The sequence below is a fragment of the Brevibacterium sanguinis genome, assembly GCF_039528855.1.
Classification (GTDB): domain Bacteria; phylum Actinomycetota; class Actinomycetes; order Actinomycetales; family Brevibacteriaceae; genus Brevibacterium; species Brevibacterium sanguinis.
Map to the genome: position 1 here is coordinate 185,656 of NZ_BAAAMB010000008.1, position 14,229 is coordinate 199,884.

Annotated in this window: 14 protein-coding genes; 7 read left to right on the forward strand and 7 right to left on the reverse strand. The window is 66.7% G+C overall.

What is annotated here, in order from left to right; all coding sequences use genetic code 11:
• Positions 1-3: 3 nt before the first annotated feature.
• The 6 genes from ABD154_RS09915 to ABD154_RS09940 are packed head-to-tail and all read right to left on the reverse strand — an operon-like array spanning position 4 to position 5,311.
• Positions 4-810, reverse strand: a complete 807-nt coding sequence (locus ABD154_RS09915) for a tetratricopeptide repeat protein (RefSeq protein ID WP_211978927.1) — start codon at positions 808-810, stop codon at positions 4-6.
• On the reverse strand, positions 807-2,018 hold the full coding sequence (locus tag ABD154_RS09920) for a vWA domain-containing protein (RefSeq protein WP_211978928.1): 1,212 nt from the start codon (positions 2,016-2,018) through the stop codon (positions 807-809). Before ABD154_RS09920 ends, ABD154_RS09915 begins: the two co-directional genes overlap by 4 nt.
• Positions 2,015-2,989, reverse strand: a complete 975-nt coding sequence (locus ABD154_RS09925) for a vWA domain-containing protein (protein WP_198499310.1) — start codon at positions 2,987-2,989, stop codon at positions 2,015-2,017. Before ABD154_RS09925 ends, ABD154_RS09920 begins: the two co-directional genes overlap by 4 nt.
• Positions 2,980-3,432, reverse strand: a complete 453-nt coding sequence (locus tag ABD154_RS09930) for a hypothetical protein (RefSeq protein ID WP_249121033.1) — start codon at positions 3,430-3,432, stop codon at positions 2,980-2,982. The genes ABD154_RS09925 and ABD154_RS09930 overlap by 10 nt, the downstream gene beginning before the upstream one ends.
• Positions 3,419-4,303 (reverse strand): DUF58 domain-containing protein, encoded by an 885-nt coding sequence (locus ABD154_RS09935; RefSeq protein WP_137826157.1) that lies wholly within the window; start codon positions 4,301-4,303, stop codon positions 3,419-3,421. The genes ABD154_RS09930 and ABD154_RS09935 overlap by 14 nt, the downstream gene beginning before the upstream one ends.
• 12 nt (positions 4,304-4,315) lie before the next feature.
• Entirely contained in the window at positions 4,316-5,311 is a 996-nt protein-coding gene (locus ABD154_RS09940; protein ID WP_211978929.1) for an AAA family ATPase, read from the reverse strand.
• A gap of 618 nt (positions 5,312-5,929) precedes the next feature.
• Here ABD154_RS09940 and nrdH point away from each other — a divergent pair.
• From nrdH to ABD154_RS09975, 7 genes are all read left to right on the forward strand, one after another.
• Entirely contained in the window at positions 5,930-6,178 is a 249-nt protein-coding gene (nrdH, locus tag ABD154_RS09945; RefSeq protein ID WP_284710982.1) for a glutaredoxin-like protein NrdH, read from the forward strand.
• A gap of 1 nt (position 6,179) precedes the next feature.
• The gene (gene nrdI / locus ABD154_RS09950) at positions 6,180-6,593 is read left to right on the forward strand and encodes a class Ib ribonucleoside-diphosphate reductase assembly flavoprotein NrdI (protein ID WP_137826159.1); all 414 of its coding nucleotides are present in this window, start codon (positions 6,180-6,182) and stop codon (positions 6,591-6,593) included.
• Between the two features lie 5 nt (positions 6,594-6,598).
• Positions 6,599-8,725, forward strand: coding sequence for a class 1b ribonucleoside-diphosphate reductase subunit alpha (nrdE, locus tag ABD154_RS09955; protein WP_198501017.1), 2,127 nt, complete (start codon positions 6,599-6,601; stop codon positions 8,723-8,725).
• Positions 8,726-8,815: 90 nt separating this feature from the next.
• Positions 8,816-9,787, forward strand: a complete 972-nt coding sequence (nrdF, locus tag ABD154_RS09960; RefSeq protein WP_137826161.1) for a class 1b ribonucleoside-diphosphate reductase subunit beta — start codon at positions 8,816-8,818, stop codon at positions 9,785-9,787.
• A 206-nt stretch (positions 9,788-9,993) separates the two neighbouring features.
• The gene (locus ABD154_RS09965) at positions 9,994-10,545 is read left to right on the forward strand and encodes a hypothetical protein (protein WP_198499307.1); all 552 of its coding nucleotides are present in this window, start codon (positions 9,994-9,996) and stop codon (positions 10,543-10,545) included.
• A 236-nt stretch (positions 10,546-10,781) separates the two neighbouring features.
• Complete coding sequence (locus ABD154_RS09970) at positions 10,782-12,479, forward strand: multicopper oxidase family protein (RefSeq protein WP_332839530.1); 1,698 nt, start codon at positions 10,782-10,784, stop codon at positions 12,477-12,479.
• Positions 12,480-12,596: 117 nt separating this feature from the next.
• The gene (locus ABD154_RS09975; protein WP_198499306.1) at positions 12,597-12,800 is read left to right on the forward strand and encodes a hypothetical protein; all 204 of its coding nucleotides are present in this window, start codon (positions 12,597-12,599) and stop codon (positions 12,798-12,800) included.
• 39 nt (positions 12,801-12,839) lie between these two features.
• Here ABD154_RS09975 and ABD154_RS09980 read toward each other — a convergent pair whose 3' ends face one another.
• Positions 12,840-13,964, reverse strand: coding sequence for an FUSC family protein (locus ABD154_RS09980; RefSeq protein WP_198499305.1), 1,125 nt, complete (start codon positions 13,962-13,964; stop codon positions 12,840-12,842).
• Positions 13,965-14,229 lie beyond the last annotated feature (265 nt).

A 14,229-nucleotide genomic window follows, 5' to 3' on the forward strand; every position in this document is an offset into this window, starting at 1 on the left:
CGCTCACCACGGCTTGTCGGGCGTCGTCCGTCCTCCGCTGCCGAACGGTCCCTGCTGCTGCTGTTCGCGGTTCGAATCCTCACCGCGCTGCCGCAGTTCGTCGCGCTTCTGCTCCTCCTCGGTCTGCTGGCCCGAGTCGCTGTTCTCCGACTGGTCCTCGCTGTCCTGGTCGTTCTGACCCTGATCGCCCTGGTCGGTCTGACCGTCCGAGCTGTCACCCTCGTTCTGCTGGTCATCGCCCTGCGAGTCCTGCGAATCGTCGCCGCCGGAGCTCTGATCCTGCGACTGGCCGCCGTCCTTCTTGTCCTGGACGCGTTCGGTGGCCTCGTCGCTCTTCTGCTGCGATTCGCTGTTGTCGGGGCGGCATTCGGCGGGCGCGTCGGCGAGCGTCTGCAGGGCCTGGTCGTAGAGTTCGCCGGACTTCTTCTCGTCCTGGTCGACGACCTGGTCGGCGAGCTTCTCGTAGACGTAGGACAGGTTGATGCGCACCGCGCACTCGTCGCGCGGCGGCGTGAGGTCGAGCGCGGTCTCGAGATCCTCCTGCGCCGGTTCGAAGCTGCCGACCGCGGCCTTCGCGGTGCCGCGGTTGAAGTAGCCGATGTGACGCTCGAGCGGACTGAGGGCGAGGAACGTCGTCGCGGCCCGCTCCGCCCCGGGAAAGTCGTTCGAGTCGTACCGGACCTGGGAGGAGGCCCCGAAGTAGACGATGGTCGCGATATAGGCGAAGACGAGGGTGAGCACGGTGCCGATGAGGAGATTGACCTTCGTCACCAGGCGCCGTCGCGTCCACAGACCCGTGATCCTGTTCATGACCGTCCTCCGTTCGCCGGCTCAGGCTGAGTGCGGGCAGGTGCGCCTCCGGCACCGGGATTGCCGGGACCCGCGCCGCCAGGACCCGCGCCACCGGGACCGCCCCAGCCGGTGCCGCCGGGTCCCGGACCACCCGGGTGCGGCGGTGCTGCGTGCGCCCGGCGACCGCCTCGGCGCGGGGGCATGACCGAGCGGACGCGGATGAGCTCGCGGACACCGAAGACCATCTCGACGGCGATCCACGCGAAGACGAGGATGAGCGGCACCCAGAAGTATTCGTCGACGGTGAGGCGGCCGTCCTTCTGCACGAGCCGCTGATCGTAGGTCGGAGCGGTGTAGGCCGAGGCCAGCGGTGTCGAGGCGTCGCGCAGGTGGTAGGGCAGGCCGAGGTCGGAGGCGATCTGCTGGAGGTTGCCCTCGTCGATCCGCGAGATCCCCGGATTGCCCTGGGCGTCGCGGATGTACTCCTCGGTGCCGCCCTGGTCGCCGCCCTGACCCGTGCCGTCGTGACCGCTGCCGCCGGGCCCGTAGCCGAAGGGCTGGGTCTCCTTCATCCGTCCGCCCTGGCTCGTGCCGTAGCCGAACACGGCGCCGCTGTCGATGCGGGAGGCGAAGGACGACCACGAATCGGGGCTGCCCTGCGCCGTCTGCTCGCCGTCGCCGAAGTAGAAGACGAGCGTCTGGTTGTCGGGACGGTCCTCGGCGTTCGCGCTCATCCGCTCCTCGAGCTCGTCGCCGGCCTCCGTGATCGACGACCCGTTCGAGTTCTGCGACATCTCGGGGGAGAGGACGTCGACGGCGGAGGCGAACGCGGCATGGTCGGTGGTCAGCGGCATCGCCGTCGAGGCCGTCGAGGCGAAGGTGATGATGCTCAGGCGCGCACCGGGCAGCTGCTCGGCGAGTTCGAGCATGTCCTCTTTGACGCCGTCGAGGCGGGTGCCGTCGCCGTCGTAGTCCTCCGCTGCCATCGACGTCGTCGTGTCGACGAGGAAGTAGGCGTCGGCGGCGGCCTCGTACTCCTCGGTCGTCGACTCGACGGGGAAGCCGGGCCGGGCGAGGGCGAGTCCGAGGAGGGCGACGACGCCGATGCGCGCGCCCCACTTCCACCGCGGACCGTCCCCGCGCACGAGCGGGATGATGCACAGGGCCAGGAGGATCGCGACGACGACGCCGACGCCGATCCAGCCGAAGAGCGGGTCGAAGATCATGAGCGCACCCTCCATGCGAGGACGAAGACGCCGATGAGCCCGAACACGGCGATCGCCAGCGGCACGGCGGGCATGTCGTGGACGATCGTGTACGAGCGTCCCGGCGTGTTCTCCGCCTCCTGGCTCTGGATCTCCGAGACGATCCTGTCGATCGTCGTCGCCGAGCCCATCTCGAACTGCTCGCCGCCGGTCCGGTCGGAGACCGAGCGCAGCTCCTGGGTCTGGGTCGTCGCGAGGATCGAGGGCGGGGAGAGGCTGTAGACGCGAACGCCGGCGTCGATGGCGATCGTCGTCGCCTCGTCGAGTTCGAAGAGGGGTTCGCCGGCGAGCATGTTGTCGGTGGCGAAGACGATCGAGCGGGAGCGGTCCTCGTCCTTGCGGTCGAAGTTGTCGATGCAGGACACGAGGCCGTCGCCGATGAGCGAGGATCCGCCGATGTTCGGCGGCGAGGTCGACCACGAGTAGTCGGTGCCCTCCGATCCCCAGGTCCGGAAGCCCTCTTCGGCCTCCTCGAGGTAGTTCTGCACCATGTCGTAGTCGTCGGTGAGCGGGAACGCCGAGACCGCGGTCGCGTTGAACACCGTCATCCCGATGCGCTCGCCATCGAAGCGGTCGACGAGCTGCTGGTAGGCGGCGAGCAGATCCGCGTCATAGCCGAGCATCGACCCGGACACGTCGAGGCAGAGCATGACGTCGCGCAGCTTCTTCTCGGGGTTGACCGTCTCGACCCACGCCGGACGCGCCACCCCGGCCAGCGCGCCGAGTCCGGTGATGGCGATGACCCCGAGGAACGCGGCCGTGGTGAGGAACTTCCGGCGCATCGCCCGGCGGAAGCCGGGCAGCTGCGTCATCCGGCCGCTGTGGGCGACGGCGAGGGAGGACTCGGTGCGCCGTGGACGGCGGAAGACGAAGACGGCGATGCCGGCGAGGACGAGGAGGCCCAGCGCCAGCCACCAGAGCATCAGGACCATCGCGCCACCAGCTTCCTCGCCTCGGCGATCTGCGGGCTGAGGTCCGTCGCCTCGTCCTCGGCGAACTCGGCTTCGTAGAGGCCCCAGAGGGAATCGGCGAGGTCGTCGAGCCCGGCGACCGCGGCGTCACGGTAGGTGAGGTGCTCGGCTTTGACGCCCCACGCGTCGCGGGCGAACTCGCGGACGATCTTCGCCAGCTCCTTCGCGCCCTCCCGCACATCCGTCCTGCCCGCGGCGAGGTCGGATTCGACGGCGGAGATCCGCGACATGTACGTGCTGCGCACGGGGATGGGGATCCGCGACGGCTTCTGGACTCCGGCACCGGAGGCCGCGCGCAGCAGCGGGGCGGAGAAGTTGATGAGCGCCGCGAGCAGCACGACGGCGGCGGCGACGTACCACCACACCGAGATCTGCAGCGGACCGATGAGTTCAGCGGGACCCACGACGATGCCTCCAGAGCAGTGCGTGCAGATTGCCGAGGGCCTGCTCGGGGTCGGCGACCTCGGTGTGGGAGATGCCGAGCTTCGTGAGCAGGTCGAGACGCTGGCGCCGGCGGGCCGCCTCGGCGGCGACGAACTCCCCGCGCACCTTCGGATCGGACATCACCGAGATCGGCAGCCCCACCTCGGCGCGGGCGACGTCATAGGGCGCCGAGGCGGTCGCGAGCTCCGCGAGATCGGCGTCGGTGATCGTGATCCACAGCATCTCGTGCTGGGCGCGCAGGCGCTTGATCGTCGCCTCCTCCTCAGGTCCGAGCGGGGCCTGGTCGGAGATGACGACGACGAGCATGCGATGGGTGATGTGGTCGGCGATCCACTTGAGCTGGGTGTTGATCGACCCGTCGACCGCGGTGCCGGACTCGGCGAGGATCTGCTGGAGGAGATTCTCGAGGTGGGCCTCGCTGCCCTTGCGAGGCGAGGCGATGGTCTGCTCGGCGTTGCCGTGGATGAGCATGACGTCGTCGCCGTGGCGCACCGCGAGGTAGCCGGTCATCCCCGCCATGAGGATCGCGAGGTGCCGTTTGTCCGCGCCCGCCGAGGTGATCGCGTCGAAACCGCGCGAGGAGTCGACGACGAGGGCGAGGATGTGGCGGCGGTGGGCGACGTAGCGCTTGACGAGCGGATCGGCGTGGCGGGCGGTGGCCTTCCAGTCGATGTCGCGGATCTCATCGCCGGGGATGTAGTCGCGCAGGTCGTCGAAGTCGAGGCTGTGGCCGTGGAAGACCGACGAGTAGTCGCCGTCGAGGAGTCTGCGCGTGCGCCGGTGGGCGTGGATGGTCATCCGCGCCTTGATCCGATTGAGCAGAGCCGTCATGTCGTCACCGGGTCACGGGGTCGGCACGGCCATGAGGAGGGCATCGACGACCTGGGCGCTCGTGATGTTCTCCGCCGCGGCTTCGAAGTTGAGCTGGATGCGATGGGCGAGGACGCGGTGGGCGAGGTCCTTGATGTCCTCGGGGATGACGTAGTTGCGGCCCCGGATCATCGCGAGCGCCCGGCCGGCGTTGGTGAACGCGATCGAGGCGCGGGGGCTCGCACCGTACTCGATGTAGGGGGCGAGCCGGCCGAGGTACTTCTGCGTGTTCCGCGTCGCGTGGACGAGTTCGACGAGGTAACGGGTGATCGACGGGTCGATGTAGATGGTGCGGGCGTAGCGCTGCATCGTCATCACGTCCTCGAGCGTGCAGCTCGCTGCGGGCACCGAGTCCTTGTCGAAGACTCCGGAGTCGAGCCGGGAGAGGATCTCGACCTCCTCGTTGGGGCTGGGATGGGTGAGGAGGTCCTTGATCATGAACCGGTCGAGCTGCGCTTCGGGCAGCTGGTACGTGCCCTCCTGCTCGATGGGGTTCTGCGTGGCCATGACGAGGAAGGGCTTGGGCAGGTCGAAGCGCTGCCCGCCGATCGTCGTCTGCCGCTCCTGCATCGCCTCGAGCATCGCCGACTGTGTCTTCGCCGAGGACCGGTTGATCTCATCGAGGAGGACGATGTTGGCGTGCACCGGTCCGAGCACCGTGTTGAACGAGCCTTCGCGGGCGTTGTAGATCTGCGAGCCGATGATGTCGGCCGGCAGCAGGTCGGGGGTGCACTGGATGCGGGAGAACTTCCCGTCCACGGCGTTGGCCAGAGCCGCCGCCGCGGTCGTCTTCGCGAGACCGGGGACGCTCTCGAGGAGGAGGTGCCCGCCGGAGAGGAGACCGATGAGGAGGGATTCGCGCAGTCGCTGCTGGCCGACGACGAAGTGGTCAAGATAGGACTCGAGTCCGCTGAGGAGGGATTTGGCGTGCGCGATCTCCTGCGTGTTGGCCGTTGCCGTTGCCGTCATGCGTCTTCAGGCCCTCTCGGTGTCGTCGTGGTGCGGCGGCCGGTGCTGTGATGGCCGTCTCCACAAGGATATGGGCCGACCCTGACATGTGACTGGGTGAATCCGTGTCAGTACCGACACATAGTGTGGACACGTGGGAACAGAGGAATCGCCGAGGCGGTCGCCCGGTTGGCAGGGTCCGTCGGCTCGGTGGTCGGCTACCACGGAAAGGGGTGGTCAGAGGGGTGGAACCGATCACGTCGCGGTCGAATCCGACACGCCGAACGACATGCCCACAGGGAGGAATTTTTCCTGTGGACGACGGTGGATAACCTCGGGCCGGCGCGGTCGGGATCTCGGCGGAATCCGCGGTGTCGCCCGTGTCCGCGCAGGTGACCGAACTACACAGGTGTCGTTCACACCCTGTGGACGACTGTGGAGGGCTGAGAACACACCTTGTGGATGGTGTAAATGACACTGGTGTAACACTGGATATAGGGGTAGGGTTTTACCCGAACACAACATCTAGTGGTCACAGCCGGTCCCCTTCACCGTGATCCCTCCCACGTCGGGAGGCCGCGGAAACGGCGTGGCCGACCGTGGGAAACCCAAGCCGCAGCACAGAATCGAGGAGTCATCATGATCACCGTGTACACCAAGCCCGCTTGTGTCCAGTGCAACGCCACCTACCGCGCGCTCGATGCCAAGGGCCTGAAGTACACCTCGGTCGATCTCAGCGTCGATGAGAACGCCCTCGACGTCGTCAAGGCCATGGGCTACATGCAGGCTCCGGTCGTCGTCACCGACAACGACCACTGGTCGGGATTCCGTCCGGACAAGATCGCCGCCCTGGCCGGCCAGCAGACGACGGCGACCGTCGTGGCCTGAGATGCTCCTGGTCTACTACTCCAGCAGCTCCGAGTACACCCACCGCTTCGTCGGAAAACTCGATCATCCCGCCCGCCGTCTGCCCCTGCTGACGAAGGACGAGACGCTGCTGGTCGATGAGCCGTTCGTGCTCGTCACCCCCACCTACGGGGCCGGTCCCAACCGCGGGGCCGTCCCCAAGCAGGTGGTCAAGTTCCTCAATATCGAATCGAATCGCCGGCACCTCGTCGGCGTGATCGGCGCCGGAAACACGAACTTCGGCGCAGAATACTGCCGCGCGGCGCACAAGATCGCCGTGAAATGCCAAGTGCCCGTGCTCTATCGGGTCGAACTCCTCGGGACCCCCGAGGACGTCGCAGCTGTGAATCAAGGATTGGACAAACTGTGCGTGAGCTCGCTGAAGACCGCAATGTAGAGGACATCATCCGCGAAGAGACGGATCTCGACTACCATGCGCTCAACGCCATGCTGAACCTCTATGACGTGGATGGGCGGATCCAGTTCGAGCGCGACAAGCAGGCCGCTCGCCAGTACTTCCTCCAGCACGTCAACAACAACACCGTCTTCTTCCACGACCTCAAGGAGAAGCTCGACTACCTCGTCGAGAAGGACTACTACGAGCCCGAGGTCCTCGAGCAGTACTCGTTCGAGTTCATCGAAGCCCTGTCGAAGCGCGCGTATGCGCAGAAGTTCCGCTTCCAGACGTTCCTCGGCGCGTTCAAGTTCTACACCTCGTACACGCTCAAGACCTTCGACGGCAAGCGCTACCTCGAGCGCTTCGAGGACCGCGTCGTCATGGTCGCGCTCTTCCTCGCCCGCGGGGACGAGACGCTCGCCGAACAGCTCGTCGACGAGATCATCACCGGCCGCTTCCAGCCGGCGACCCCGACGTTCCTCAACGCCGGGAAGAAGCAGCGCGGCGAACTCGTCTCGTGCTTCCTCCTGCGCATCGAGGACAACATGGAGTCGATCGGCCGCTCGATCAACTCCGCCCTGCAGCTGTCCAAGCGCGGCGGCGGCGTGGCCTTCAGCCTGACGAACATCCGCGAGTCCGGTGCGCCGATCAAGAAGATCGAGAACCAGTCCTCGGGCGTCATCCCCGTGATGAAGCTCCTCGAGGACTCCTTCTCCTACGCCAACCAGCTCGGTGCGCGTCAGGGCGCCGGTGCCGTCTACATCCACGCGCACCACCCCGACATCTACAGCTTCCTCGACACGAAGCGGGAGAACGCGGACGAGAAGATCCGCATCAAGACCCTCTCGCTCGGCGTCGTCATCCCCGACATCACGTTCGAACTCGCGAAGCGCAACGAGGACATGTACCTCTTCAGCCCCTACGACGTCGAACGCGTCTATGGGGTGCCGTTCTCCGACATCGACGTCACCGACAAGTACGAGGAGATGGTCGACAACGCGTCGATCCGGAAGAAGAAGATCAACGCGCGTGAGTTCTTCCAGACGCTCGCGGAGATCCAGTTCGAGTCCGGCTACCCGTACATCATGTTCGAGGACACGGTGAACCGGGCGAACCCGATCGACGGCAAGATCATCATGTCCAACCTCTGCTCGGAGATCCTCCAGGTCTCCGAACCGAGCCAGTACGACGAGGACCTGGGCTACGACGTCGTCGGCAAGGACATCTCGTGCAACCTCGGCTCGCTCAACATCGCCCTGACGATGGACTCCGACGACTTCGGCCGGACCGTCGAGACCGCGATCCGCGGCCTCACCGCCGTCGCCGAGACCTCCGATATCCAGTCGGTGCCGTCGATCGCCCGCGGCAACGACATGTCGCATGCAATCGGGCTGGGGCAGATGAACCTCCACGGCTACCTCGCCCGTGAGCACGTCTACTACGGATCGGACGAGGGGCTCGACTTCACGAACATGTACTTCTACACCGTCGCCTACCACTGCGTGCGGGCGTCGATGGAGATCGCGAAGGAGCGCGGACGCACGTTCGCCGGCTTCGAGCGCTCGAAGTACGCGACGGGCGAGTACTTCGACAAGTACACCGAGGAGGTCTGGCAGCCGCGCACCGCGCGGGTCGCCGAGCTCTTCGCCGAGGCGGGCGTCCACATTCCCACGCAGGACGACTGGCGCGAGCTCAAGGCCGCGGTCGCCGAGCACGGGATCTACAACCAGAACCTCCAGGCCGTGCCCCCGACGGGATCGATCTCCTACATCAACAACTCGACCTCGTCGATCCACCCGGTGGCCTCGAAGATCGAGATCCGCAAGGAGGGCAAGATCGGGCGGGTGTACTACCCGGCGCCCTTCATGGACAACGACAACCTCGAGTACTACCAGGACGCGTACGAGATCGGCTACGAGAAGATCATCGACACGTATGCCGAGGCGACGAAGCACGTCGATCAGGGCCTGTCGCTGACGCTGTTCTTCATGGACACGGCGACGACGCGCGACATCAACAAGGCGCAGATCTACGCGTGGCGCAAGGGGATCAAGACGATCTACTACATCCGCCTCCGCCAGCTCGCGCTGCAGGGCACCGAGGTCGACGGCTGCGTCTCCTGCATGCTGTGACCGTGTGACATCCGCTGGTGTGCCGCGGGTCGGCTGACGCCGACTCCGCGGCACCTCGCACCACCTTTCGAAGACAGAGAGAAGATCGCGTTGGAAAACCTGACCCTGGCCTCGCACGTCGATGCCATCAACTGGAACCGCGTCGTCGACCCGGTCGATGACGATGTCTGGGATCGCCTCACCGGCAATTTCTGGCTGCCCGAGAAGGTGCCGCTGAGCAATGACGTCCCCTCGTGGGCGACGCTGACCGAGGAGGAGAAGACGCTGACGATGCGCGTCTTCACCGGTCTCACCCTGCTCGACACCATCCAGGGCACCGTCGGTGCGATCTCGCTCATCCCCGATGCGGTCACCCCGCACGAGGAGGCGGTGCTGACGAACATCGCGTTCATGGAGAGCGTGCATGCGAAGTCGTACTCGTCGATCTTCTCGACCCTGACCTCGACGAAGCAGATCGACGAGGCGTTCCGCTGGTCGCGGGAGAACACGTACCTGCAGCAGAAGGCCGACATCATCCTCAGCTACTACCGCGGGGATGATCCGCTCAAGCGGAAGGTCGCCTCGACGCTGCTCGAGTCGTTCCTCTTCTACTCCGGCTTCTACCTGCCGATGTACTGGTCCTCGCACGCGAAGCTGACGAACACCGCCGACCTCATCCGCCTCATCATCCGCGACGAGGCCGTGCACGGCTACTACATCGGCTACAAGTACCAGAAGGGTCTCGAGCAGGAGTCCGCTGAGCGCCGTCAGGAGCTCAAGGACTACACGATGAACCTCCTCTTCGAGCTCTACGAGAACGAGGTCTCCTACACCCACGAGCTCTACGACTCGGTGGGGCTGGCCGAGGACTGCAAGAAGTTCCTCCACTACAACGCCAACAAGGCGCTGATGAACCTCGGCTACGAGGCGATGTTCCCCAAGGAGGTCACGGACGTCAACCCGGCGATCCTCGCGGCGCTCTCGCCTAACAGCGACGAGAACCACGACTTCTTCTCCGGCTCGGGTTCGTCCTACGTCATCGGCAAGGCCGAGAACACCCAGGACGAGGACTGGGACTTCTGAGTCTCTGATCATCACCGGCGGCCCGTGGCGAGCGACTCTGCTCGCGGCGGGCCGCTGCCGCATTCACACGAGGGAGTGCGTCGCTGCGCGGACCGCGCCGGGCACCGTCGACAGGGCGTCCCGGCTACGGCGTGCCGACGTTGCCCGGCGGAATCCGAGACGATACCCTCAGAGGGTATTCAGGCAATCGGCGGGAGGAGGGCGCGATGCAGGATCGTCGACGCACCCGACCTCAGCTCGCCGGAGCGATCCTCAACCTCGTCGCCGCGGTCGCCGCTGTCATCGGCATCGTCGTGCTCCCCATCAGCATGGGGATGAGCATGGAACCCAGTGCCTCGATGGGCATGTCGCATGCATCCCCGATGGGCGCTTCGTCGACGAACGGGGATGGCACTGAGTCACCTGCGGCGATGGGCCACAGCGCGGACTCGATGGCGATGGACGCCATGCCTGCCCACGGTGAACCGCCCGCGGGCGAGGCCCCCGACAGTGACCCCGGCGTGGCGGCCGATGACGACGCCGCCTCCGGCCAGTGCACCGGTTCGGGATGCGGTGACAGTGTGATGGTCTGCGCACTCGCGACGATGTGCATCGTCGGCGTCGTCCTGCTCATCATCGCCCTGCGGATGCTGCGGCGCACCGCGATTCTGCTTCCCCGCGCCGGCCTGTGGCACTGCGCCACCCCCTTCGTACCGAACCCGGCACCTGGGCACGCCCGCGCGCCGAGTATCACCGACCTCTGCATCAGTCGCACGTAGGCCGGCGTCCCCGCATCGAGGCTTCTCGATGCATCAGCCGACCGATGAACTCGGCCCATTCGCGCCAGTCCCCGACCAGCCGAAACCGTGATCGCACACGACTGCGACCACGGCTGACCTGAGCGCGCGCAACCTGCGCCCCGCTGGGCACCACGGACCTGAGCGCCCTCAGACGCTCTTTCCTGGAACGAAGGCATGCGCGGAATGGGCTTGCGAACGAAAGCAGAGCACACACCGTGAACCACTCATCAGAGAACACCACCGAACGCCGCTTCGACGGACTGCCGACCAGTCCATCGCTCACGGAAGCGACCCCGACAACCCCCGAGCACGTCCACCCCGCACGCCCGTCACGCCGTCCCGGCCGCCGCAGCTTCCTCGTCGGATCGCTGAGCGTGCTCGCCCTGGCCGCATGCACCCCGCGGGGAGAAGGAGCCTTCCTCATGCCCGACTCCCAACGCGTCGCCGACGTCGAGGACGACCGTGAGACGACGGGAAAGACAGTGGAGGTCGCCCTCACGGCGGCCGCCTCGGCGCTCAAGCTCGGCACGACCACCGCACAGACGTGGAGCTACGGGGAGATCCCCGCCCCGGTCATCCGGATGAGCCGGGGAGACCGGCTCAAAGCCACACTCACCAACGACCTCACCGAGGACACGACGATCCACTGGCACGGTCTCGCGCTGCGCAACGACATGGACGGCGTGCCGATGCTCACCCAGGACCCCGTCGCCCCCGGTCAGTCGTTCACCTACGACTTCATCGCCCCCGACCCGGGCACGTACTGGTTCCACCCGCACGTCGGCGCGCAGATCGACCGCGGCCTCTATGGCGCGCTCATCGTCGACGACCCCGACGAACAGCTCGAGTACGACGACGAGTGGGTGATCATCCTCGACGACTGGCTCGACGGAGTGACCGCGACTCCCGCCGAGGTGCTCACCGAACTCCGGCAGGGCATGGGCGGTTCGAGCTCCAGTTCGGGCGACATGGGCGGCATGGACCACGGGAACATGGGCGGCTCAGACTCAGGCGACATGAGCGGCATGGGCGGGATGGACCACAGCGGCATGGGCGGGCCGATGCGGATGGGCAACATGCTCATGGGCGCCGCCTCGGACGTCCTCGGCGGCGACGCCGGCGACGTCTACTACCCCACGTACCTCATCAACGGTCGGCCCGCCGACGACCCAGCGACCTTCGAGGCCAAGCCGGGCGCGAAGGTGAGGCTGCGGATCATCAACGCCGGTGGCGACACCGCGTTCCGCCTCGCCCTGACCGGGCACTCGCTCACGGTCACCCACACCGACGGCTTCCCCGTCGACGGGAAGGCCGCCGAGACGCAGTCGCTCCTCCTCGGCATGGGGGAGCGCTATGACGCAGTCGTGACGCTGGGCGACGGCGTGTTCGCTCTTGTCGCCGAGGCGGAGGGCAAGCAGGAGCGCGTCCACGCCGTCGTCCGCACGGGGTCCGGCGAGGCGCCGCCGACCGACGGGAACGTCGCGGAACTTGCGGCCGCACCTCTGTCCGCCGAGGCGCTGAAAGCCCGCAGCGATGTCGCCCTGCCGGCCAAGTCCGCCGACCGGGAGCTCACCCTACGGCTGACCGGGTCGATGGCCGCCTACGACTGGGCGTTCGACGAGACGCCGTATGACCACGAGAAGCCGATGGACACTGCGCAGGCGGTCGCCGAGGGGGAGCGGGTGCGCCTCTCCTTCGTCAACGAGACGGACATGTGGCATCCCCTCCACCTCCACGGGCACACGTTCCAGCTCACCGGCGGGGGACCGCGCAAGGACACGGCGATCGTCCTGCCGGGAAAGACGCTGACCGTGGAGTTCGATGCGAACAATCCGGGCCGGTGGCTCACGCACTGCCACAACATCTACCACGGTGAGGCCGGGATGATGAGCGTCATCGCCTACGAGGAGTGAGTGCTGAGTGGGGGCGGTCGTCCTTGACATGCGCACCCACACGATTACCATCACGAGTACCCGCCGTCGCTGCGTTCTGCGGCGGCGCGGCCGTGGCCCCGCACCGAGGAGGAGATCGTGAGTACGGATCCGTCGCTGAGCGAAGTGCCCGAAGCCGATCGGGAGGAGCAGTCCGAGGACATCGAGTCCACCGAGGTCCTCACCGGTGAGGATGCCGAACCGACGGGGTCGGCACCTGCTGTCGTCGAGGCCGATATCGCCGATGTGGCCGAGCAGTCGATCGACGTCGGCTTCGACGACGAGGACCACCCGCAGTCCTGAGCTGCTGACCGCAGGCAGGTGGCGCGCATCTGCCTGCGGTCACCCGCCTCGGCGGGCTGTGCTGCGGACCTCGCGCGCAGTGGCGACATCGTCGACGATGACGGCGATGTGGCGCACGCTCGTGATGAGTGCGCCGTAGAGCGGCCACGCTGTCTTCGGCAGGTCGTCGCCATCGGCGATCCCGACCGACAGCGCGTCGAGGCGATCATGGATCGAGTCCACGCCGATGTCCGGGTCGGCGATCGCGGTGCCGGCCGCACGGACGATGTCCGCCCATTCGGTGCGGAACCGATCATCCCATCTGCTGTCGTCATAGGTGGCCGCCTCCAAGGTGCGGGTGAGGTGGCGCAGGTGGGAGACGCCTTCGTCGAGGCGCCGGAGGATGTTCTCGGGACTGAGCTCCTCCTCGACGGCGTCTGCGTCGCGACTGCGGAGCACCGCACGGCGCAGGGATCGCAGCCGCGGACGCGGGTTGGCCTGGCGACTCTCGTTGGCCAGGTTGACCGTCTGCCACGCTGCGTCGAGATCTCTGCTCATCGCTTCGGTCTCGACGAACCAGACGTGCGCGCGGTCGGTGTCCCACGAGGTCGAGAACTCGTCGCTCATGTTCGTCAGCACCTCGCCGATCCGGCGGTTGATGCCGTCGATGTGGATAGCCGCCTGCTCATCGCGCAGCGGTGGGACGATGAGTAGATTGACGGCCACGCCCACCCCGACGCCCAGTGCAAGCTCGATGAGGCGTTCGTCGAGGAACGGCTGCTGACTGCCGAACCCGCTGCCGAGGACGAAGATCGCCGTCGTCGCAATCGCGATGCCCTCATCCCTGATCCACGGGACGCGGGCGAGGACGACCCCGGCGAGCATTGCGAAGCCGAAGGTCCAGAGGCTCACGCCGAGGAAGTGGCCGACGACGAAGGACAGGGCGACACCGGCGACGGAGGCGACCATGGTCTGCGCCCCACGGGCGAGTGTCCGATGGATCGTGGCATGGACGGTGAGCAGAGCCGCCCACGGGGCGAGGAACGGCATCTGCGAGTCGAGCACCCACACCGACAGCCACCAGCCGAGGGTCGCAGCGATCACCGTCTTGGCGATCTGGAGCATATCGGTGACGACCTCGGGCCGACGGAAGAACTCGATGATGCCGCTGGGAGGTGAGGTCATAAACGGAGGCCGCCTCGCTTTCGCGCAGTGTTCGGGGTCGGCGCAGCGCAGGCCAGCACTGCTGGTCAGCACCGCGGTCTGCTGCACGGTCAGCACCGCGGTCTGCTGCACGGTCAGCACCGCGGTCAGCGGTACGGGCCGGGGCCGGCTGCGGTCCACCTCGGCGGGCTTCCGGCACCGTGCGAAAGCCCGCCGTGAGGATGCGCCGAAAACAAGGTAACTTACTTATAATCGGGAACGCAAGCAGACAGAAGCGCCCGGCTTG